The sequence below is a fragment of the Enterocloster clostridioformis genome (assembly GCF_020297485.1).
GTDB lineage: Bacteria > Bacillota > Clostridia > Lachnospirales > Lachnospiraceae > Enterocloster > Enterocloster clostridioformis.
In genome coordinates, this window is record NZ_JAIWZC010000001.1 from 4,626,923 (window position 1) to 4,648,079 (window position 21,157).

The window sequence follows — 21,157 nt, forward strand, 5'->3', positions numbered from 1 at the left end:
TTATAATAGATAATAGTATAATTAGTGGAGATAATAAGAGGGAGGTAGAGATTTATGCAATATGCCAATCCATATACACCAGGAGCAGGTGCCATGCCGGCGTACCTAGCTGGGCGTGATGATATTATAAATAATGCATCAAAGTCGTTAATAGCTTTGAATAAAGGATATCCTCAGCAGTCAGTTATTTATTATGGTTTGCGCGGTGTTGGGAAAACGGTACTACTGAATAAGATTGAGGAGTCAGCCGAGGAATTTGGTATACTATATGAACATATTGAAATAGCTGAAAAGGGAAGCTTTGTACGTCAGATATCTAACTCATCGAAAAAGATGATACACCATATGAGTATTACGGAATCGGCGAAGGAAGTAGCAAAAAAGGCATTAGGAATTTTAAAAGCTTTTAATGTGAGTTGGAATCCAGAGGATAATACATTTAGTGCTGGACTAAGTGAACCATCCCCATATATCAGCACTGGTGTCCTTACAGATGATTTGACTGAAATGTTTGTTTCCATGGGCCGAACAGCCTCAAAAGCAGGTATGGCCTTATGTTTCTTTATTGATGAGATTCAATATATGAAAGAATCAGAGATGGAGGCGCTGATAAATGCGCTGCATCGTGTAAACCAATTACGTCTGCCAATTATGATGTTTGGAGCGGGACTTCCTAAAATATTAAAAATAATGGGGGAGGTAAAGTCCTATTCAGAGCGGCTGTTTAAGTATTACCAGATAGACCGTCTATCCGCTGATGATGCGGAAGCTGCTATTATTAACCCCGCAAAAGAATTTAATGTTGTTTATGATAGTGCGGCAATTTATAAGATTATTCAACTTACTAAAGGGTATCCATATTTTATACAGGAGTTATGCAGTACGGTTTGGGAGTACTCGGAGACAGAAATCATACAGTTAAGCGATGTGGAGAGGGTTGTAGCAACCTTTTTATCACAATTGGATGAAAGCTTTTTTTAAGTTCGGTACGAACGTTGTACCAAGACAGAACATGATTTTTTGTTTGCAATGGTGAAGTGTGGTGAGTTGCCCTGTGCTATTTCTAATGTTGCAAAGATTTTACGTAAAAAGGTCAGTACGATTTCGCCTCTTCGTGCACAGCTAATCAGCAAAGGAATCATTCATTCCACAGGACATGCGGAAATAGATTTTACAGTACCATTATTTGATGAATATCTTCGGCGCATTAATCCAGAGTTGAAGATTGATAAATGATACTCCAGGAGAGGGTGCCATGAAATCATCGTTTTTAGATGACTATCTGGCACCTTTATTTTATGATTTGCTGTTGTTTTCATGACTACCGGGTATGTAGCCAGCCTGGATAGATAGCTATTTTAATCAGAATGTTTGGATAAGAGTTTTCTGATTTTTGAGGAAAGAGAGTATGAAAGTTTTTCTGTAAATAGCTATTAAGCATTAGGTCTTCTATGATAAAATCTATTATCATAAGGAGGCCTATTATTATGGCAAGAAGAGAAAAACAGCCCGTACACAAAGTAGTCATGACGGAGGGGAAAAGGAACATCGTCCATCAGCTCCTGGAAGAGTATGACATCCAGACTGCGGAGGATATCCAGGAAGCCCTCAAAGACCTGCTGGGGAGCACCCTGAAGGAGATGATGGAAGCGGAGATGGATGAGCATCTCGGCTATGGGAGGTCAGAACGGTCGGATTCGGATGATTACCGCAATGGCTACAAGCCCAAGCGGATCAACAGCAGCTTCGGGAGCATGGACATCCAGGTGCCCCAGGACAGGAAGTCCACGTTTGAACCCCAGGTGGTAAGAAAGCGCCAGAAGGACATTTCCGGCATTGACCAGAAGATCATATCCATGTATGCAAAAGGCATGACAACCCGCCAAATCTCGGATACCTTGATGGACATTTATGGTTTTGAGGCTTCGGAAGGGTTCATCTCGGACGTGACGGACAAGATACTGCCGCAGATTGAAGACTGGCAGAACCGCCCGCTGGAGGAAGTCTATCCCGTGGTCTACATCGACGCAATCCATTATTCCGTGCGGGAGGACGGGGTAATCCGCAAGCTTGCCGCCTATGTCATCCTCGGCCTTACGCTGGAAGGTAAAAAGGAAGTCCTGAGCATACAGATCGGGGAGAATGAAAGCTCCAAGTACTGGCTCTGCGTTCTGAACGAGTTGAAGAACCGCGGTGTGAAGGATATCCTCATTCTCTGCTCGGACGGGCTCACGGGCATTAAGGAAGCCATAACGGCGGCATTCCCGAAGACGGAGCAGCAGCGCTGCATCGTACATATGGTACGGAACACGCTGAAATACGTCTCCGACAAGGACCGGAAAGCATTTGCCACGGACCTGAAAACCATCTACCATGCCGCAAACGAGGAAAAGGCGCTGGAGGCGCTGGAGAAGGTGACGGAAAAGTGGACGCCAAAGTACCCCAACTCAATGAAACGCTGGCATGACAACTGGGATGTGGTATCCCCCATCTTCAAGTTTTCCATGGAGGTCAGGAAGGTGATCTATACTACCAACGCGATCGAGAGCCTCAACTCTACCTACCGGAAGCTCAACCGCCAGCGGAGCGTGTTCCCGGGCAGCACGGCGCTCTTAAAGGCTCTGTACCTGGCCACGTTCGAGGCGACGAAGAAGTGGACCATGCCCATCCGCAACTGGGGGCAGGTCTATGGGGAACTGTCCATTATGTACGAAGGCAGACTGCCGGAATAAGAGCGCACAGGCATAGGTGTACACCTATCCGGAAAGGAGCTTTCCATGTATGGATTTTCAAAATACGATGCTCAGGACAGGTACGACAGCTATAATACTGTACAGGTGAAGTTAAAACTGAATATGAAGACAGATGCAGATATCCTGGCCTGGGTCAGACAGCACAAATATGGCAGGGACACTTCCGTCCAAGGGGCCATCAAGGCCCTGATACGGGAAGACATCGCCAGAGGCCAGGCCGATGGGACACAAGGTTAATCCCTCTGCATTTTACATTCGTTGGCTGTCTGCAGCTCTGACAGGGATTCCATGATAGACAGGTAATCGATCCCCTCCACAACAGTCCCTGTGCCAGGGTCAAACAGTTCATCGTCTGCGGTGGCTTTCGGGTCATAGGATTTCAGTTCACTGTCATACCAGCTATAGATATCACTGTATAAGTCGGCTGCATGATCCAGCAGGGACTGCAGTCCATTGATCTTTGCCCTGATATCTTCAGGTACAAAGGGATCGTCTGTTTTTAGCTTCATGGCACACCTCCTGATGTTTTCCTGTAAGAAGTGTACCATAATTTGATGGGATTTTCCAATACATCTTGACAGAATCCAAAAGCATCCGTATAGTAAAGGTAGGTGGTCACGACATCCACCTACCTTTCTCATTAACTTATCATAGAAGATCTCAATTTACAGACTTTTTTTCATACTCTCTGAGGAAATGAATGTTATCATCCGCTCATTTTGTCAAAAATTACACAAAACGTAAAATTTTTATAAAATGAAGACCCATTTCATAATCCTCCGCAACTATTTACTTCAAAACCTCAGATGTTATAATGGCAGTGTGAATAAAGTCACGGTGCGCACATCTTAACTTAAACAACAGGAGGAAGAAAGGTATGAAAACATTTATACAAAAACTTGGTAAGTCCTTGATGGGACCATTGTCCATCATCGTGGCAGCAGGTTTGTTGTTAGGTTTGGCATCAACATTACTGAACCCGAATGTGTTTGGGAATGCATTGGCGAATGTGGGGTTTGTAAACGATTTTGTAAGTCTGATTAATGCTCTGGCAGGCGGACTGTTCGGCTTATTGCCGATTCTGTTCTGTATGTCTGTGGCACAGGGGATGTCCAGAGAAGATAAAGAAGTGGCAACCTTTGCTTCTATTATCGGTTTTATTTTATTCCACACGACAATTCGTTTCTTCCTGGGCTTAAAGGGTGTGAACGCTGAGACGACCAGCATTGAGTACCTGATGGGACAGGGCATGAGCGCGCTGGAAGCAACCCAGAAAAACGCAGCTTATGATACAGTAATGGGTATTTTCACCTATCGTATGAGCATCTTCGGCGGTATTATCGTTGGTCTGTGGACTGCTATGATTCACAACCGTTTCCACGAGACACAGCTGCCGACCGCATTCAGCTTCTTCAGCGGCAAGAGATTTGTTCCGATTATGATGGTTGTAACGATTCCGTTCTTAGCCATTGTAATGTTCTTCGTATGGCCGTTATTTAACATGGTAATCAATGGATTCGGCGCACTGCTGGCTTCTGCGGGTGCATTCGGCACATTCATTTACGGATTCCTGGAGAGACTCCTGATTCCGACCGGACTGCATCATATCCTCAATCAGCTGATCCGTTTCACCCCAATCGGTGGCTCGGCAATGATCGACGGACAGCAGGTTTCCGGCGCGCTGAACATTTTCAATACGTTACTGATGCAGGCAGAGCCGGATATGGACGTTATGCGCCAGGCTACCCGTTTCCTGACACAGGGTACTCACCCGTTCATGGTATTCGGTCTTCCGGCAGCATGCTATGCAATGTACAAAACCGCACTGCCGAAGAATAAACAGAAGGTAAAAGGTATCTTACTGGCAGCAGGTTTAACAAGCCTTTTTACAGGAATCACGGAGCCGATCGAGTTTTCATTCTTCTTCATCTCTCCGCTGTTATGGCTGTTCCACGCTTTCATGGCTGGTATGTCTTTCCTGATCAACTCCTTACTGGGCGTATGTATCGGTAATGCCGGCGGCGGTCTGATTGACCTGATGCTGTTCGGTGTACTGCGCGGGCCGCAGACCAAATGGCTCCTGAACGTCGTAATCGGCCTGATCTATGCAGTGATTTACTTCTTTGTATTTAAGTGGGCGATTGTGAAATTCAACATCAAGACTCCGGGTCGCGAGGACGAGACGGACGAAGTAGTCGATACCGATGAAGTGACCGAGCTTGGAAACGGCATCATGGATGCTCTGGGCGGAAAAGAGAACATCCTTGAGATCGACAACTGCATCTCCAGACTGAGACTTGTTTTAAAAGATACTTCTATTGTAAATGATGCATTATTGAAAAAAACCGGTTCTCTTGGTATTATTAAAATTAATGAGAATAATATCCAGGTAGTTTACGGTACTAAGGTTGAGAAAGCTGCGGCAGAGTTAAAACGTGCAGTAAAGAATAGCAAATAATTTCGTAAACAGATAATGGAAAAGTCCGCCGTGGGCTTTTTCATTATCTTGAATCACAGGGAAAGCGATATTCCATAAGATCTTCAAACAGAATACAGATGTGATGGTAAGAGAAGGGGCGGTATTATGCAGACCAGAACAGAAAGAATACAGAAAGATATCGAAACATTAGCTCAGTTTACGTCCACTCCGGGAAAGGGAGTGACCCGTTCTTCCTATTCTAAGGAAGATACCATGGCCAAAGATTATCTGACTGGGGAGATGAAGAAAATTGGCCTTGAGATCTATGAGGACGGATTCGGAACCCTGTTCGGACGCCGCGAGGGAACCATGAAAGATGCGCCGGTTGTTATGCTGGGCTCTCATTACGATTCCGTAGTCAACGGCGGAGCATTTGACGGCGTTGCCGGTTCTGTTTCCGCGCTGGAAGTTATGCGTGTACTTACAGAAGAAGGATTTGTCAACGATTATCCGCTGGAGCTGATTCTGATGAATGCCGAGGAGGGTGCTACGTTCGGACCGAGTACCGGCGTATCCAACTCCAGAGCAATGCTCGGAACCATGACTCAGCGTGAGCTGGAGACAGTGAAAAACCGTTTCGGTCAGACTAAGCTGGAGGCGATGGCAGAATACGGCCTGAAGCCGGATCTGAAAGCAGCCATCCGCAAACCGGGCTCCATTAAGAACTTCCTGGAGCTGCACATCGAGCAGGGGCCGGTGCTGGAGCGTGAAAATATCGAGATTGGCCTGATCAGGTACCTGGCCGGAATCGGACGATACACAATCCGTTTCCACGGTGCAACCGCAGATTCCACTGTACCGATGGACAGCCGGAAAGACGCGCTGGTAGCGGCAGCCAGCTTTATCACAGAGTTTGACAGACAGATCAAGGCGCTGGGACCGGATGTTACCGGTATGGTCGGCAAGCTGGATGTAACTCCGAACTCCAACCAGTTCGTGCCGGAGTATGTAGAGGGCAAGATCGAGATCCGTACATTCAGCAGGGAATGTATCGAGAAAACGAATTTTAAGGAGCTGATCACCGCAATTCTGAATGCAGTCAGCGCAGAATATGGCATCCGCACGGAGCTGGAGGAAATTACGAGAATCAATTATCCGAACCCGACCGGACCGAGCGTTATGTGTGCGGAAAATGTGGCCAGGATGGAAGCAATCTGTGAAGAACTGGGATACAGCCACGTGATCATCAATAACGGTACCGGCCATGATTCCATGATTATGACGGATTTCTGCGACACCAACATGATTTATGTGCCGAGTAACCGCGGCGGCGTATCTCACTGCCCGGAGGAGTGGACGGAATATGCGAGCATCAAGAAAGGCGCAGATGTTCTGCTTCATCTGGTAATGGATCTCAGCAAAAATAAATGAGATTGGACCGTTACAGTCAAACAACAGTAAGAGGGGATTTCATGGAAAAATATACAAACATTGTCTACAAAGAAGTCAGGGAACCGGTATCGGACTGTACCGGTGTACCAGTGATGCTGACAGACGAAACCATGCAGGAACGGTACGACAGCGTGCTGCGTCGTATGAAAGAAGATCACTTTGACACCCTGGTGGTGTATGCAGATCTGGAACACGGCAACAACTTTGAGTACCTGACCGGTTTCCTGCCGCGTTTTGAGGAGGCACTTCTGGTGCTCAATCAGGGCGGAACCCATTACATGATGATGGGAAATGAGAATCTGAATAAGGTTCCGTCGGCCAGAATTCAGGCGGAGGCCATTCATGCGCCGTATTTCTCCCTGCCGAATCAGCCGATGGGAAACAGCGAAAGCCTGACAGAACTGCTGAAGCAGGCCGGTATCGCACCGGGAAAGAGAATCGGGCTTGTCGGCTGGAAGTATTTTACCAGCAGTCTGGAAGATAATGCAAAGCTGTTTGACGCGCCGTCTTATGTTGTGGACGCGATCCGGGAAATTGCAGGGGAGACCGGGGACGTGGTGAATGCGACGTATCTGTTTATCGGAAATAAGGGCGTCCGCTGTACCAACAACGTCAATGAGATCGAGCATTATGAATTCGGCGCGTCGCTTGCTTCAGACTGTATGCTGCGTACCATGAATCTGTTGGATGAGGGCGTATGCGAGACGGCGCTGGGCGAGTCGCTGAACGCGTTGGGTCAGAAAAACAGCGTGGTTACGATTGCGGCTGCCGGTAAGCGTTTTGTGAAGGCCAATATCTATCCGACAGAAAATAAAGTAAAAACAGGAGATACCATCAGCCTGACAATCGGCTACAAGGGCGGTCTGTCTTCTCGTGCCGGTTATGCGGTGCAGGATGCATCCCAGCTGCCGGAAGGTGCACGGGATTATGTGGATGCTGTGGTGAAGCCGTATTACGGTGCTGTGGTGGAATGGCTGGAGCAGGTACACTGCGGGATGACCGGCGGCGAGCTGTATCAGCGCATCGACGAGGTGCTTCCGAAAGCAGAGTATCACTGGTCTTTATGTCCGGGACATTTGACGGCTGACGAGGAGTGGATGTCTTCACCGGTGTATGCGGGAAGTGAAGAAGTGCTGGAAAGCGGAATGTTGTTCCAGATCGACATTATTCCGTCGGTGAAAGGATATGCCGGAACCAGTGCGGAGAGCACGGTGGCGCTGGCGGACGAGGCGCTGAGACAGGAAATTCAGAAGCATGCGCCGGAGCTGTGGAAGCGTATGATGCAAAGAAGAAGCTACCTGGAAAATGAGCTGAATATCCGTCTGAATCCGGATATTTTGCCGATGTGCTCCACGGTTGCATATCTTCGTCCGCTGCTGCTCAATAAGGCGTGGGCAATGTCTGCAAAATAACACTGCTGTGCCTGAAGGTTTGAATAAGCAATGAAAAAGGCTGCCGCTTTAACGGGGAATGACCGTTAAGGCGGCAGTGTTGTTGTATTGTAAAAAACAGGTTTCGTGTAATTCTTATCAATATCAGCGCCGTTCTAAATTTTGCAGGTCGCGTAGTCGATATAACCATCATAGAGCAGATGCAGAATCAGATGCAGCGTGAGGTAGGAGGAACGGTTGATATTCATATCCTTGTCCATGGTGCTGCTCTGGAAATAGAGGTTGTACTTGGACATGGCAGATAAATCGTTGTTGTTTAAGCAGGTAATGGAAATCATCGGAATGCCCAGCACTTCCAGGTTGATCAGGATGTCCCGGTACTTGTCAATATTGCCTGACCAGGAGGCGATGAACAGCAAATCTGTTTTTTTCATAAATTTCTTGATAATCTTTAACTCAGTCAGAGACGGGATCAGGATGATATTCTTGTTGACATTCAGGAAACAGCGAGCAAATTCCTGCAGCATCAGCCGCTGTCCGTGTCCGGTGCCGTAAGCGTAGATGTTGTCAGATTTGTCGATGATCCGGCAGATCTCATTGATTTCCTTATTCTGCTTGAAGAGCTTGATGGTCTGCGAGATGTCCTGGCTGATAATCTCGATCATATCCAGCGTGGAGACATTAACCTTCTCCGTATCGTTTTTCAGGAAAAATTTGAATTCACTGTAACCGCTGAAGTCCAGCTTCTGGGTGGTACGCAGGACGGTGGCTGTCGAAACATTGCATTTTCTGGCCAGGTCAGCGATACTGATTGTTGTGCACAGCTTCAGATTGGTCTGCACAAAATGGAGAATATGCAGGTCGATGTCGTTCAGTTTTGAATAGTTTTCGTTAATAATCAAATCCAGTTTAAATCCCATATCGGCCTCCTTGTCTGCTTGTAGTTTTATTATCGCATAAAAGTTTGTAAATTCCAAGGGATTTGCCCGATTTTGTAGAACTATATGTGATTCCTGCCTGTTAGGGGGATCCGGCAGCATCACAGCCGTCCGCCGCCGGTGAAAAATAGAAAAATTTATAGCTGAATTTACAACAGAACAAATGAACTAGTACAGCATTGCTTAAATATCAGTGATTAAATTACTAATGGTATCCCGGCATATGTCCACTTAAATGGGTGTGCTGTAAGATTGTATTGTTCAATAAAGCGCAGGATGCTTGCTTCCAGTTCTTCTATTGATAGGTAGCTTTTCCGCTTCAGCAGCTTCCGGTTAATGATGCCAAACCATATCTCAATCTGGTTCATCCAGGAACTGTGTTTCGGAGTATAGACAAAGCGGATCCGGTGGGAAGGGTCATGCAGGAAATCCGCTCGGCTTTCCATACTTTTAAGGATCCCTGTTTTCCCTTTTTTGCCCAGTTCCACGCCAAGGGCACAGGCTTCTGCCACAAAGCGGACAAGGGCTTCCGATTTATGGGTGTTTAGGCCATCGCATATAAATGTCCATGGGGCTTGCGGGTCTGTCCCTACCAATGCTTTCACGGCTTCCACAAAATCCTCTTCTGTGCGTGTGGAGTTTAAATACGGCATTTCCATACGGCCCGTTGCAACATCAAAGAACCCGATGAGGCTGGTCGTGCCATGGCGGATATACTCAAACTCCATTTTGGCGCACTGGCCGGGTAATGGGAGCTTGTCAGGATATTTATGTTCCAGCGCTTGTACCCCGGTCATTTCATCCGTGGAAACAATGTGTGCACCTTCCCGGCTTTGTTCCTGGGCACTCTGGTACAGGCCGCAGATTTCGTTTACTTTCCGCGCAAAAGATTCCGGGGCTTCCGTCTTTTCCGAAGAATGAAGCCAGTAACGGATTTTGTGGGGATGTAAATCTACCTCATTTTTAAAAAACGGCTGACAGATTTCTCAGAAATCTGTTCAGCGATCCCCTGCTTTTTAATTTCTGCCACTAACAGCGGGAGACTCCACTGGCTTACTTCGTACCCAAAATCATTTGGGTTGCTGCAGGCAAGGTCGATGATCCGCATGATCTGGTCCGGCGTAAAAACAGACGGGGCACCGGGGCGTTTTTTATCGGACAGGACTGCCCGTATCTCATCTTCAAGCTTTTTCGGGTCGTCCATTTCAATCCTCCGCAAGGCTGGGAGCGCCGCGAGGAACCGACTGCGCCAGGTGGCAACATTATTATAATGAAGCCCGACCTGTGGTGCAATATTCTGGTTGAGTTCCCCCTGTGACGCAAGCAGGACAATGCTGGCTCTTTTGACCAGTCCTGACGGAAGGGAGCGGCTTTTTGAAAAAGCAGATAATATGTTTTTCATGGCATCAGATAAAACCGGGATAGTATCAATTGTTTTCCTTCGCATAATAACACATCCATTCTTTAGTGATAGAATTATTATGCACCGACTACAATAAAAAAGCAACGTCTATTCATTATTATTTTGGCAATGCTGTACTAGAATTTGACACCAATGCTGCATCGGCATAGCGCCCTTTTGACTCTCATTTGACTCCAAAGTATGCTTCCCGGTCCGTGATGTTCTGGTGCTAGGTACGCTGTCTCTGTGTGGATTCCCGTATGATGAGCTCTGTGTTCAGCAGTACCTGCCGCGGTTTTGCTCCGGGAGTATTTAGCTTTTCAATCAGAAGCTCACATGCCATGTAGCCCATCTGATATTTTGGCTGGTTGATGGTTGTGATGGGAGGGGATGTGGCCTGGGATATGTTCACATTATCAAATCCCGTAACGATAATGTCCGCTGGTACGGAAAGCCCGGCCAGGCGGCATCCGCGTATGGCAGCTGCGGCAAGCACATCGGAGACGGCAAAGACAGCTGTGGGATGCTCCTTCTGAGACATAAGCTGGTGTGTGGATGAGAGGGCCATGTCAAAGTCCAGCTCAGGCAGCTGGATGATCCAGTCCTTGTTCAGGGGAATATGGGCGGCTTCCAGCGTCTGTATATATCCGGCCTTCCTTTGGCGTGCGTATTTATACCGGTCCGGTCCACACAGAAAAGCAATCTTTGTGTGCCCTGTGGACAGGATGTACTCCATCATTGTCTTGGCGGCTGCCACGTCATCAATGCTGGTATAGGAGACCAGGTTCTGGTTTTCCGTATACTCACAGCACTGTACAAAGGGAATGGTATGATAAAGGCTGTTAAAATATCCTTGATCCATGGCGTTTAATATAATGGCGCCGCAGAGGTTAATGTTATTTAGCAGATTAAAAAAGGTTGATTCAGTAGATGAATTAAGATGCTGGACATTTACCAGGGTGTAGTAATCATGGCGCAGGGCCGCATCCTGTGCTCCCTTGATTACATCATTGTAAAATGGATTGGAGACGGACGGTATATTGATCAGAATGACCTTGCCGTCCTTTTTCGTGTTGGTGGCAATAAAGCTTTCAGGCAGTGGATAATCCAGAGAATGGATGGCTTCCATGATCTTTTTTGCGGTGCTGCCCTTGACTGCGGCTGTATTGTTGATAAAGCGTGATACGGTGGCTATAGAGACACCGGACATATCTGCTATCTGGGAAATGGTTGGTTTTGTTGACATGGCTGATACCTCACAATCTAATGATATATTTAGAATACACCAAAATAGAAGAAATGTACAGAGAAAATGTAAAAAATGTAAATTTTTACAAAGTATTGACAATAAAATGAAAAAAAGATATAGTAATAAATGAAAATGACATAAAAAACGGAAGAAAATGAAAGTATTTTACATAAAAATGTAAAACACATAAAAAGGAGGAAAAATGAAGTTTGGTGTAAGTTCCTATGTCTGGGTATCCCCGTTTTCAAATCATACCATAGAACAATTAAAGCATGCCAAGGAGCTGGGATTTGACATCTATGAGATAGGCGTGGAAGATCCCTCGTCATTTGACCCTGCCTATGTGAAGCATGAAGCTGATAAGGCAGGTATACAGGTTAACATATGCGGAGCCTTTGGCCCGGAGCGGGATATCAGCTCAGACGCTTCCCGTTACAGGGACAAGGGGATGGAGTATATCAGGACGCTGATTGATATGGCATCGGTTTTTGGCTCCCCCTATGTGGCGGGACCTATGTATGCGGCAACCGGTAAGGCAAGGATGGCTTCAGAGGAAGAACGGACGCGGCAGAGAGCCTATGCGGTGGATAATCTCAGGGATCTTGCGGGCTATGCCGCCACAAAAGGAATCAGGCTGGCCCTTGAACCCCTGAACCGTTTTGAGACGGATTTTTTGAACACAGTTGACCAGGGGGTGGAACTTCTGGATGAGATTGGATGTGATAATGTAGGTTTTTTGCTGGACACATTTCATATGAACATTGAGGAGAAGAGTCTGGGGCAGGCGATCCGCAGAGCGGGCAGCAGGCTGTTTGACTTTCATGCATGTTCCAATGACCGGGGAACTCCGGGACAGGACCATCTTGACTGGGATGAAATCAGCAAGGCGCTGAGGGATATTGGTTATGACGGCGCGGTGGTGATTGAATCTTTTACCACAGACATAACAGAGATAGCAAAAGCGGTTTCTCTGTGGAGACCCCTGGCCGCCAGCCAGGATGCGCTGGCCTTAGAGGGGCTGAAGTTTCTGAAGGAGAATTTATAAATAGACATTTATAAATCAAAAACATTTAACTAAGGAGGGTGTCAAATGAAAAAAGGACTGTTAGCATTAATGGTGGTTTCGGGAATGACTCTGATGACTGCTTGTTCTGGTTCATCCCAGACAGAGACAACAACCGCAGCACAGACCGCGGCAAAGGAAGAAACATCTCAGACAGAGCAGGCCGGGTCCAAAGAAGCAGAGGAGTCCAAAGCGGAAAGTGCGGGGGGAAAGGTTTACGGTTATATTACGCCGGGGCCGGATACATGGTATCAGCGCAATGTGGAAGGATTTCAGATGGGAGCGGAGAAGGATGGCAACAAGGTAGTTATTTTAAATTCAGACTACGATGTCAGCAAAGAAGTCTCCAATATTGATTCCATGATTAACCAGGGCGTTGACGGGCTGTGTATCTTTTCCTTCAATGAAAGCGGAGCTAAAATAGCAGCAGAAAAATGCGCAAAGGCAGGTATACCGCTGGTGTCAACGGACAGTGTGGGAACAGCTCTGGATAACAATGGGAACGACATTGTTGCAGCTATTGACTTTGACTGGACAGAGATGGGCAACAATTACGGACAGTGGTTTGCGGATAACTGTCCGGGTGAAAATATCTTTGTGATCACAGGCAACTTTGAGTCAGTGCCCTGCCAGAGGATAAATGAAGCTATGCAGGCAAAGGTGGATGAACTGGGCAAAAATAAGATAATCGATATTCAGGAAGGGGAATATAATCCCAGCAAAGCTATTACGGTGGCACAGGATGCGATTGCTTCCGGCAAAGACTTTTCAGTTATCTTTGTTATGAATGAGGACATGGCAGCCGGTATTATCCAGATGCTGGATTCTCAGGGAGTGGCAGACCGGTATAAGGTGGTTTCACAGAACGGTTCTCCCGCGGGCCTTCCCCTTATTAAGAACGGCAATCTGGATTATACCATCTCATCATCTCCTGGCTGGGAGGGACTTGTTTCCTATCAGGTATTGAATCAGTACGCAACCGGAGCCAGCACAGCAGTTCAGCAGCAGGTTGAACTTCCTATTATGCCTGTGGACCAGAGTAATATTGATGACAAGACCAAGGTAGTGCCATGGGAAGTGGATGAGTGTTACTGGGATTTGACAAAAGAGTATTTTCCGGAATTAATGCAATAGGAAACATTTCAGTGGGGGTTCATATGAATCCCCATTTATAGATAAAGGGAGGGAAAGGAATTGGGAAATATTTTATCCATAGACGGAATCTGCAAATCCTTTTCCGGCATACAGGTACTGAAGGATGTGAGCCTGGAGCTGGAGGCGGGGCAGATTATTTGCCTGGCAGGGGAAAACGGGGCCGGCAAATCCACTTTGATCAAGATACTTTCCGGCGCGGAAAAACCGGACAAAGGAAAAATCACTATATTCGGAACCACATATGAACGGATGACTCCCGGTCAGGCTATGCATCTGGGAATCGCCACCATTTACCAGGATGCCGACCTTGTGAGCTCCCTTACGGTATCCGACAACATATTTTTGGGAAATGAAAGGCTGAGGGGCAGAGCCTTTGTGAACAGCAGGGAGCAGGAGGAGAGGACAAGGCGGCTGCTTCAGAGCCTCAGTATGGATATGAAGCCCTCCATGCTGGTGGAGGAGCTTTCACCGGGTCAGAAACAGAATCTTCAGATTGCAAAAGCCCTGCATCAGGAAGCGCGGATTCTGATTATGGATGAGCCAACGGCTTCTCTGGGAGAGGAGGAGACCGCATCTCTTATGAACCTGGTGGAACAGTTGAGGAAAAAGGGACTGGGCATCATCTATATCTCCCATTATTTAGAGGAGATGTTCCGTCTGGGAGATATGGCCTATGTCCTGAAGGATGGTGCAATGGTGAAAAAGCTTATGCTGAAAGAGACAAATCAGGATGAGCTGATTAAGGCCATGGTGGGAAGGGATGCATCCAACTTCTATCAGAAAGGCAGCTTTTCATCCGGTGACAGGGCTCTTGTGGCAGAGCATTATTCCGGCAACCGTATTGTCCGGGATGTGAGCTTTTCAGTGTCCAGGGGGGAGGTGTTTGGCCTGGGCGGTCTGGTGGGCGCGGGAAGGACGGAGCTGGTTCGTATGATATACGGGGCCGATAAAAAGGATTCAGGAACCCTGTCCCTGGATGGAAAGGATATCACTCCCACAAATCCCAAATCCGCTGTAAAAAGAGGGGTATTCCTTGTCTCGGAGGACAGAAAGGGCGAAGGTCTTTTTCTGATACGTTCGGCCAGGGAAAATCTTACTATATCAAAAAACGACAATTCCTTTTTTCTGAATCTGAGAAAGGAAAAAGGAATTGTGGATAAAAGCATACAGCAGCTTAAGATAAAGGTATTCAGCCAGGAGCAGGAGGTAGGAAACCTGAGCGGCGGCAACCAGCAGAAGGTGGTTATTTCCCGCTGGCTTCTGGAGGACGGAGATGTATATATTTTTGACGAGCCCACCAAGGGCGTGGATGTGGGGGCCAGAGAGGAAATCTATAAGCTGATTGAAAAACTGGCAAAGGAACAGAAGATTGTAATTATGGTATCCTCCAACATGCCCGAGCTTATTTCCATGAGTGACCGGATTGGGGTCATGAGGGAAGGGCGGCTGGTGCGTATCCTGGATTCGGCAGATGTCACAGAAGATGGGCTGATAAAAGAGTATATTGGAGTGAAGGAGTGAAGGACAGATGAAGGACAGAAATAATCTGAAATACAAAATTTTAAGTCAGCAGTGGCTCATACTTCTGTTGATTATTTTACTGATATCCGTGCTTACGGCGCTGAAGAATCCCAGGTTTCTTATGCTTAACAATGTGATGAATATTTTTGAGCAGATTGCAGTTCTGGGCCTGGTGGCTGCGGGCGCTACTATCCTGATTATATCAGGGAATTTTGACATATCGGTTGGGGCGGTCATTGGACTGAGCTCCTGTCTCATGGCAATGATGATGAACGCGGGGATCCCCATTCCCGCAGCCGCAGCCGCAGGCATCCTCACAGCCATGTTCTGTACGTTTTTTAACGGGGTACTTGCGATTCTTTTTAAGGCGCCTTCCTTTATAATTTCGCTGGCAACCACCAGCGTATATACAGGAGCGGCCCTCTATCTGACAAAAGGAGTCATTCAGACCGTGTACGGAAAATTTGATACAATGAACCGGTTCCGCCTGTTTGGGGCAGTTCCTCTGATTTTTATTATCAGCCTGATGGGGTGCGTGGTGGTTGGCATTATACTGCGGTATACGCAGATAGGACGGCGTATCTTTGCCATTGGTTCTAATGAGAAAGCGGCATTCCTGTCAGGTATCAAGGTGACCAGGAATAAGCTTATATTCTTTGCCATGAATGGCTTTTTTGTAGGCCTGGCTGCTGTCCTCCTGCTGTCCAGGGTGGGCTCGGCCCTGCCCTCCACAGGAGCGGGATATGAGCTTCAGGCCATGGGCGCGGTGGTAATTGGCGGAGCGCCTATTAACGGTGGAAAGGGAAATATTGTAGGAACATTTTTCGGCGTACTGCTTATGGGACTTATCTCCAACGTGCTGAATATACTGGGAGTCAACTCTTATCTTCAGGAGATTGCTTCCGGCGCCCTGATTATCATATCTCTGGGAATCAGCGCCATCAGGGTCCATATGCTCACAAAGAATTAGGGAGGTTCATGATGAAAAGTATAGGAATCATTGGATGCGGAAGGATTGCCCAGGTAAGGCATATTCCGGAATACGCAGACCACCGGGACGCAAGGCTTTATGCGTTTTATGACCTGAACCCGGAGAGGGCCAGAGAGCTCGCCGGTACATACGGAGGCCGCGTTTATGAGACATATGAAGAACTGCTGGAGGATGAAAAAATCGACGCTGTCTCCATATGTGTTCCCAATGAGTTTCACGCAAAGATATCCATTGCCGCACTGAAGGCGGGCAAGGATGTACTTTGCGAAAAACCAATGGCAGTAACCCTTGAGGAGTGCCGCCAGATGGCAGAAGCTGCTGAGGAAACAGGGAAATGCCTTATGATTGGGCAGAATCAGAGACTAGCCAAAGGCCATGCGCTTGCCAGGAAGCTGATTGAGCGCGGGGATATTGGAAAGGTTATAACCTTTAAGACTACCTTTGGACATGGAGGCCCGGAAACCTGGAGCATTGATCCCGGCAGCAATACCTGGTTTTTTGACAAAAAAAAGGCTGCCATGGGAGCTATGGCGGATCTGGGAATCCATAAGACAGATCTGATCCAGTACCTGATGGGAGAACATGTGGCAGAGACTACAGCTGTGATTACCACCCTGGATAAAAAAGATGGGAGCGGAAACCTGATCGGGGTGGACGACAATGCCATCTGTATCTATAAGATGGAATCAGGCGCAGTGGGAACTATGACAGCCAGCTGGACCTACTATGGTCAGGAAGACAACTCCACCATATTGTACGGGTCCAAGGGAATTATGCGTATCTATGAGGACCCGGAATACTGCATCAAGATTATAAAGCCGGACAATGAGGTCATACTGTACAATGTAGATCAGATTCAGACCAATGACAAGCAGACAAAATCAGGCGTAATAGACGCCTTTATGGACTGTATTGTTCACGGAAAGGAAGCACAGCTCAGTGGAAAAAGCGTACTCAGCGCCATGGAAGCAGTTTTTGCAAGTATAGAATCTGCCAAAACAGGAAAAACAATTAAAATAGGCTAAGGAGAATGAGATGAAGTTAGGGTTTGTAAGTGCCATCCTGGATGGATGGACTTTTGAGGAAATGATGGATACGGCCGCCGGACTGGGGTATGAGTGCGTGGAAGCCGCTTGCTGGCCCCAGGGGAAAGCGGAACGCCGCTATGCGGGTGTCAGCCATATTGACGTGGATAATGACAGCCGTGAGTACGTGAACCATATTCATGAGACATGTAAAAAGACAGGAGTTGAGATCAGCGCCCTGGCATATTATCCCAATACCATGGACGGTGATTTTCAGAAACGGGAGGCTGCCATACGGCACCTTAAAAAGGTAATTGCATTTTCAGAAAAGCTGGGCGTTGGAATGGTCACCACCTTTGTGGGCAGGGATCAGACTAAGAGCGTGGAAGAAAATCTTGAGGCATTTGGCCGGATATGGCCTCCTATTATCCAATATGCTGAGGAGCACGGTGTCAGAATCGCAATTGAAAACTGTCCGATGCTGTTTGGAAGAGAACAGTGGCCAGGGGGGAATAACCTGTTTACGTCACCCGCTCTTTGGCGAAAAATGTTTGATATGATACCCAGCAAAAACTTTGGCATCAATTACGATCCCAGCCATTTTGTGTGGCAGATGATGGATTATATCCAGCCTATTTATGAATTCAGAGAGAGGATATTCCATGTACACTATAAGGACATCAAGGTTTATCCCCAGAAGCTTAAGGATGTGGGAATCATGGCATATCCGCTGGAATATATGGAACCCAAGCTTCCGGGACTGGGAGATGTGGACTGGGGACGTTATGTGTCTGCGCTGACTGATATTGGTTATGATGGGTTTACATGCGTGGAAGTTGAGGACCGGGCGTTTGAGGCGGACCGTGAAAGGATTCTGGACAGCTTAAAGCTTTCAAAACGTTACATAGAGCAGTTTGTAATATAATAAAAAGCCGGTATAATCTAATATCTCATAATTACTCCCCTTTTCTCAGCGATTCCCTGTTTTTTCTCTCTGAAAACCGGCCTCCGGAAAAATCATGTTTATGGTTTTTCCGGAGGTTTCCTTTTCACATGATATTCCACATGTTTTTCGTATCGCTCTTTTTGGCAGTCCCTTATTGCGGTTAGTCAAAATTGCACAAATAGGGCTAAGATTGATAACAGTTTGCCAATATGTGGCAAATGCAATAGACACAGGGCGGGATTTGCGTTAAAGTGGAATCATAGAATAACTTATTATCTGTAATTCATGTGTGTAAAGGAGAGGTGCTGACTATGGAAGCGATTAAATTGAGAGACGGGTTTTACTGGACGGGTATTATTGACGACAAGCTGCGGGTGTTTGATATTGTGATGTATACGGAGTTTGGCACAACCTACAATTCCTATGTGATGAAGACCGGGAATAAGGTGGTGTTATTTGAGACGGCAAAGGCCAGGTTTTTTGACGACTATCTGGAAAAATTGAAAGAGGTGATTGACGTCACGAAGATTGACTATCTGGTGACCAGCCACACGGAGCCGGACCATGCGGGGAGTGTGGAGCGGCTGCTGGATTACAGTCCCCAGATGAAGATACTGGCGACTCCCTGTGCCATTAGTTTCTTAAAAGAAATCGTGAACCGGGACTTTGTCAGCATTGCGGTGAAGGACGGCCAGCGGATGACCATTGGCCAGCGGACACTGCATTTCATGCTGGTTCCAAACCTGCACTGGCCGGATACCATGTACACATTTATCGAGGAGGAGCAGATTCTGGTGACCTGCGATTCCTTCGGCTCCCACTACTGCCTGGAAGAGGTGGTGTCGGATAAGATTCAGAATGAGGACGATTACATAAAGGCGCTGCGCTACTATTTTGACTGTATTATCGGTCCATATAAACCGTTTATGCTGAAGGCCCTGGACCGGGTGAAATCCCTGGATATCAGCATGGTGTGCACGGGTCACGGTCCGGTGCTGGTGGGTGACAGAATTAAGCAGGTGATGGCCCTTTACCGGGAATGGTCCACGGTGGTAAATCCAAACGGGAAGAAAACCGTTATCATCCCTTACGTCAGCGCCTACGGATATACGGGACTGCTGGCGGAGAAGATTGCGGAGGGAATTGCCGACAGCGGCGATATCGACGTGCGCAGCTACGATATGGTGACGGCCGACACGGCGAAGGTGCAGGAGGAGTTACAGTTTGCAGACGGAATTCTGTTTGGTACGCCCACCATTATTGCCGAGGCGCTGCGTCCTATCTGGGATTTGACGCTGGGCATGTTCAGTGTGACCCACGGCGGAAAATATGCGGGAGCGTTCGGCAGCTACGGCTGGAGCGGCGAGGGAGTACCCCATATCACCGAGCGCTTGAAACAGTTGAAAATGAAGGTGGTAAACGGATTCAAGGTGCGGTTCAAACCGTCGGAGGCGGATTTGGTGAGTGCCTATGAGTTCGGATACCAGTTCGGATGTCTGGTGCAGTCCAAGAAGCCGGGGGCAGCGGCGGCAAAGGGCAGCAGGAAACTGGTTAAATGTCTGGTTTGCGGGGAGATTTTTGATTCCTCCATCGAGATTTGTCCTGTCTGCGGCGTGGGCCGGGAGAACTTTGTGCCGGTGGACGATGTGGTAAATGATTTCACCAACAACACGGCCAGCGACTATCTGATTCTCGGTAACGGCGCGGCCGGATTTAATGCCGCAAAAGCCATCCGGGAGAGGGATGCCACAGGGCGGATTATTATGGTATCCGAGGAGCCCTATCCGTCCTACAACCGTCCCATGCTGACCAAATCCCTGGTCGCAGGTCTGGAGCCGGAGCAGATAGCTATGGTGGATGCTGCATGGTATGAGGAAAATCAGGTGCGCCAGATGCTTGGAAAACGGGTGGAGAGCGTGGATATGGATGCCAGAGAGGCGCTTCTTGACGACGGAACGAAGCTGCATTTCACGAAGCTGATTTACGCCCTGGGAAGTGAATGCTTTATTCCGCCTATGGAAGGAAGCAAGTTACCGGAGGTGGCGGCAATCAGACGGCTTTCTGATGTCAGAAAGGTGGAGACTCTGATGATGAGCACGGGGAAGGCCGTGGTTATCGGAGGCGGCGTTTTGGGACTGGAAGCAGCGTGGGAGCTTAAGAAGGCCGGCCTTGAGGTGACAGTGCTTGAAATGGCGCCATCCCTGATGGGACGTCAGCTGGATGAGAGTTCCGGGGAGCAGTTGAAGATAATTGCATCCAAAGCCGGTGTGGTTATCCGCACCGGTGTCAATGTGGAAGCCATCGAGGGGGACGGCCATGTGAGCGGTGTCCGCCTGAAAACCGGGGAAGTGGTGGAAGCCGGGATGGTGATTGTGTCCGCAGGCATCCGCGCCAACATAGAGCTGGCGAAGAAGATGGGATTGGAGACGAAGAAGGGGGTAGTTGTCAATGAGCTGATGGAGACCTCCGTTTCCGGCATCTATGCCTGTGGTGACTGTGCACAGTACCATGACACGAATTACGGCATCTGGCCGGAGGCTGTGGAGCAGGGCAAGACTGCCGGCGCCAACGCGGCCGGTGACAGTCTGGAATACACTCCGGTACCTGCGGCCCTGACCTTCCACGGTATGAACACCGCCCTGTTTGCCGCGGGCGACAACGGAAGAAATCCGAATCTCTATTATAAAACAGTGGAATTCAGGGATATGGGTAAGGAACAGTACCGGAAATACTATTTCCTGAATAACCGGATGAGCGGTGTAATTCTGTTAGGTGATTTGTCCCGGATGGCGGTCATGACGGAAGCGCTGGAGAACCATGCTGCTTATCAGGATGTGATGGAGAATTAGGGA

The 21,157-nt window shown here is 47.9% G+C and carries 19 protein-coding genes; 14 read left to right on the forward strand and 5 right to left on the reverse strand.

Annotated elements, in window-relative coordinates; genetic code table 11:
- Window positions 1–54: 54 nt before the first annotated feature.
- From LA360_RS23150 to LA360_RS23165, 4 genes are all read left to right on the forward strand, one after another.
- Window positions 55–981 carry an AAA family ATPase gene (locus LA360_RS23150; RefSeq protein WP_225537664.1) on the forward strand — a complete coding sequence of 309 codons (927 nt, stop codon included), beginning with the start codon at window positions 55–57 and terminating at the stop codon, window positions 979–981.
- A 39-nt stretch (window positions 982–1,020) separates the two neighbouring features.
- Window positions 1,021–1,236, forward strand: coding sequence for a hypothetical protein (locus LA360_RS23155; protein WP_225537665.1), 216 nt, complete (start codon window positions 1,021–1,023; stop codon window positions 1,234–1,236).
- A gap of 290 nt (window positions 1,237–1,526) precedes the next feature.
- Entirely contained in the window at window positions 1,527–2,732 is a 1,206-nt protein-coding gene (locus tag LA360_RS23160; protein WP_173876956.1) for an IS256 family transposase, read from the forward strand.
- Between the two features lie 45 nt (window positions 2,733–2,777).
- Window positions 2,778–2,990: a hypothetical protein gene (locus LA360_RS23165; RefSeq protein ID WP_002583243.1), complete on the forward strand. Its 213-nt coding sequence runs from the start codon at window positions 2,778–2,780 to the stop codon at window positions 2,988–2,990.
- On the opposite strand, the gene LA360_RS23170 is transcribed toward LA360_RS23165, so the two are convergent.
- A complete protein-coding gene (locus LA360_RS23170) occupies window positions 2,987–3,262 on the reverse strand; it encodes a hypothetical protein (RefSeq protein WP_002583244.1) in 276 nt (91 codons plus the stop codon). The genes LA360_RS23165 and LA360_RS23170 overlap by 4 nt on opposite strands.
- A 368-nt stretch (window positions 3,263–3,630) precedes the next feature.
- Here LA360_RS23170 and LA360_RS23175 point away from each other — a divergent pair, with 368 nt between their 5' ends.
- The 3 genes from LA360_RS23175 (at window position 3,631) to LA360_RS23185 (ending at window position 8,036) form a co-directional block, all read left to right on the forward strand.
- Complete coding sequence (locus LA360_RS23175; protein WP_057571709.1) at window positions 3,631–5,211, forward strand: PTS transporter subunit EIIC; 1,581 nt, start codon at window positions 3,631–3,633, stop codon at window positions 5,209–5,211.
- Between the two features lie 126 nt (window positions 5,212–5,337).
- Window positions 5,338–6,603, forward strand: coding sequence for a M20 family metallo-hydrolase (locus LA360_RS23180; RefSeq protein ID WP_022201524.1), 1,266 nt, complete (start codon window positions 5,338–5,340; stop codon window positions 6,601–6,603).
- A 41-nt stretch (window positions 6,604–6,644) separates the two neighbouring features.
- Window positions 6,645–8,036: a M24 family metallopeptidase gene (locus LA360_RS23185; protein WP_057571710.1), complete on the forward strand. Its 1,392-nt coding sequence runs from the start codon at window positions 6,645–6,647 to the stop codon at window positions 8,034–8,036.
- Between the two features lie 134 nt (window positions 8,037–8,170).
- On the opposite strand, the gene LA360_RS23190 is transcribed toward LA360_RS23185, so the two are convergent.
- The 4 genes from LA360_RS23190 to LA360_RS23205 form a co-directional block, all read right to left on the reverse strand.
- The gene (locus tag LA360_RS23190) at window positions 8,171–8,935 is read right to left on the reverse strand and encodes a MurR/RpiR family transcriptional regulator (protein ID WP_065550324.1); all 765 of its coding nucleotides are present in this window, start codon (window positions 8,933–8,935) and stop codon (window positions 8,171–8,173) included.
- Window positions 8,936–9,150: 215 nt separating this feature from the next.
- The gene (locus LA360_RS23195) at window positions 9,151–9,936 is read right to left on the reverse strand and encodes a transposase (protein WP_112481403.1); all 786 of its coding nucleotides are present in this window, start codon (window positions 9,934–9,936) and stop codon (window positions 9,151–9,153) included.
- Window positions 9,906–10,400, reverse strand: a complete 495-nt coding sequence (locus LA360_RS23200) for a helix-turn-helix domain-containing protein (protein ID WP_112481404.1) — start codon at window positions 10,398–10,400, stop codon at window positions 9,906–9,908. Before LA360_RS23200 ends, LA360_RS23195 begins: the two co-directional genes overlap by 31 nt.
- 184 nt (window positions 10,401–10,584) lie before the next feature.
- On the reverse strand, window positions 10,585–11,601 hold the full coding sequence (locus LA360_RS23205; protein WP_057572441.1) for a LacI family DNA-binding transcriptional regulator: 1,017 nt from the start codon (window positions 11,599–11,601) through the stop codon (window positions 10,585–10,587).
- A gap of 205 nt (window positions 11,602–11,806) precedes the next feature.
- Between LA360_RS23205 and LA360_RS23210 the strand changes: the two genes are divergently transcribed.
- The 7 genes from LA360_RS23210 (at window position 11,807) to LA360_RS23240 (ending at window position 21,154) form a co-directional block, all read left to right on the forward strand.
- Window positions 11,807–12,649, forward strand: coding sequence for a sugar phosphate isomerase/epimerase family protein (locus LA360_RS23210; RefSeq protein ID WP_057572440.1), 843 nt, complete (start codon window positions 11,807–11,809; stop codon window positions 12,647–12,649).
- 45 nt (window positions 12,650–12,694) lie between these two features.
- A complete protein-coding gene (locus LA360_RS23215; protein WP_112482870.1) occupies window positions 12,695–13,801 on the forward strand; it encodes a sugar ABC transporter substrate-binding protein in 1,107 nt (368 codons plus the stop codon).
- Between the two features lie 60 nt (window positions 13,802–13,861).
- Window positions 13,862–15,343 (forward strand): sugar ABC transporter ATP-binding protein, encoded by a 1,482-nt coding sequence (locus LA360_RS23220; protein ID WP_057572439.1) that lies wholly within the window; start codon window positions 13,862–13,864, stop codon window positions 15,341–15,343.
- A gap of 7 nt (window positions 15,344–15,350) precedes the next feature.
- Window positions 15,351–16,313, forward strand: a complete 963-nt coding sequence (locus tag LA360_RS23225) for an ABC transporter permease (protein WP_002586143.1) — start codon at window positions 15,351–15,353, stop codon at window positions 16,311–16,313.
- 11 nt (window positions 16,314–16,324) lie between these two features.
- The gene (locus tag LA360_RS23230) at window positions 16,325–17,359 is read left to right on the forward strand and encodes a Gfo/Idh/MocA family protein (protein ID WP_057572438.1); all 1,035 of its coding nucleotides are present in this window, start codon (window positions 16,325–16,327) and stop codon (window positions 17,357–17,359) included.
- Window positions 17,360–17,369: 10 nt separating this feature from the next.
- Window positions 17,370–18,284 carry a sugar phosphate isomerase/epimerase family protein gene (locus tag LA360_RS23235; protein WP_057572437.1) on the forward strand — a complete coding sequence of 305 codons (915 nt, stop codon included), beginning with the start codon at window positions 17,370–17,372 and terminating at the stop codon, window positions 18,282–18,284.
- A 332-nt stretch (window positions 18,285–18,616) separates the two neighbouring features.
- Window positions 18,617–21,154: an FAD-dependent oxidoreductase gene (locus LA360_RS23240; protein ID WP_057572436.1), complete on the forward strand. Its 2,538-nt coding sequence runs from the start codon at window positions 18,617–18,619 to the stop codon at window positions 21,152–21,154.
- The last annotated feature ends 3 nt before the right edge of the window (window positions 21,155–21,157 follow it).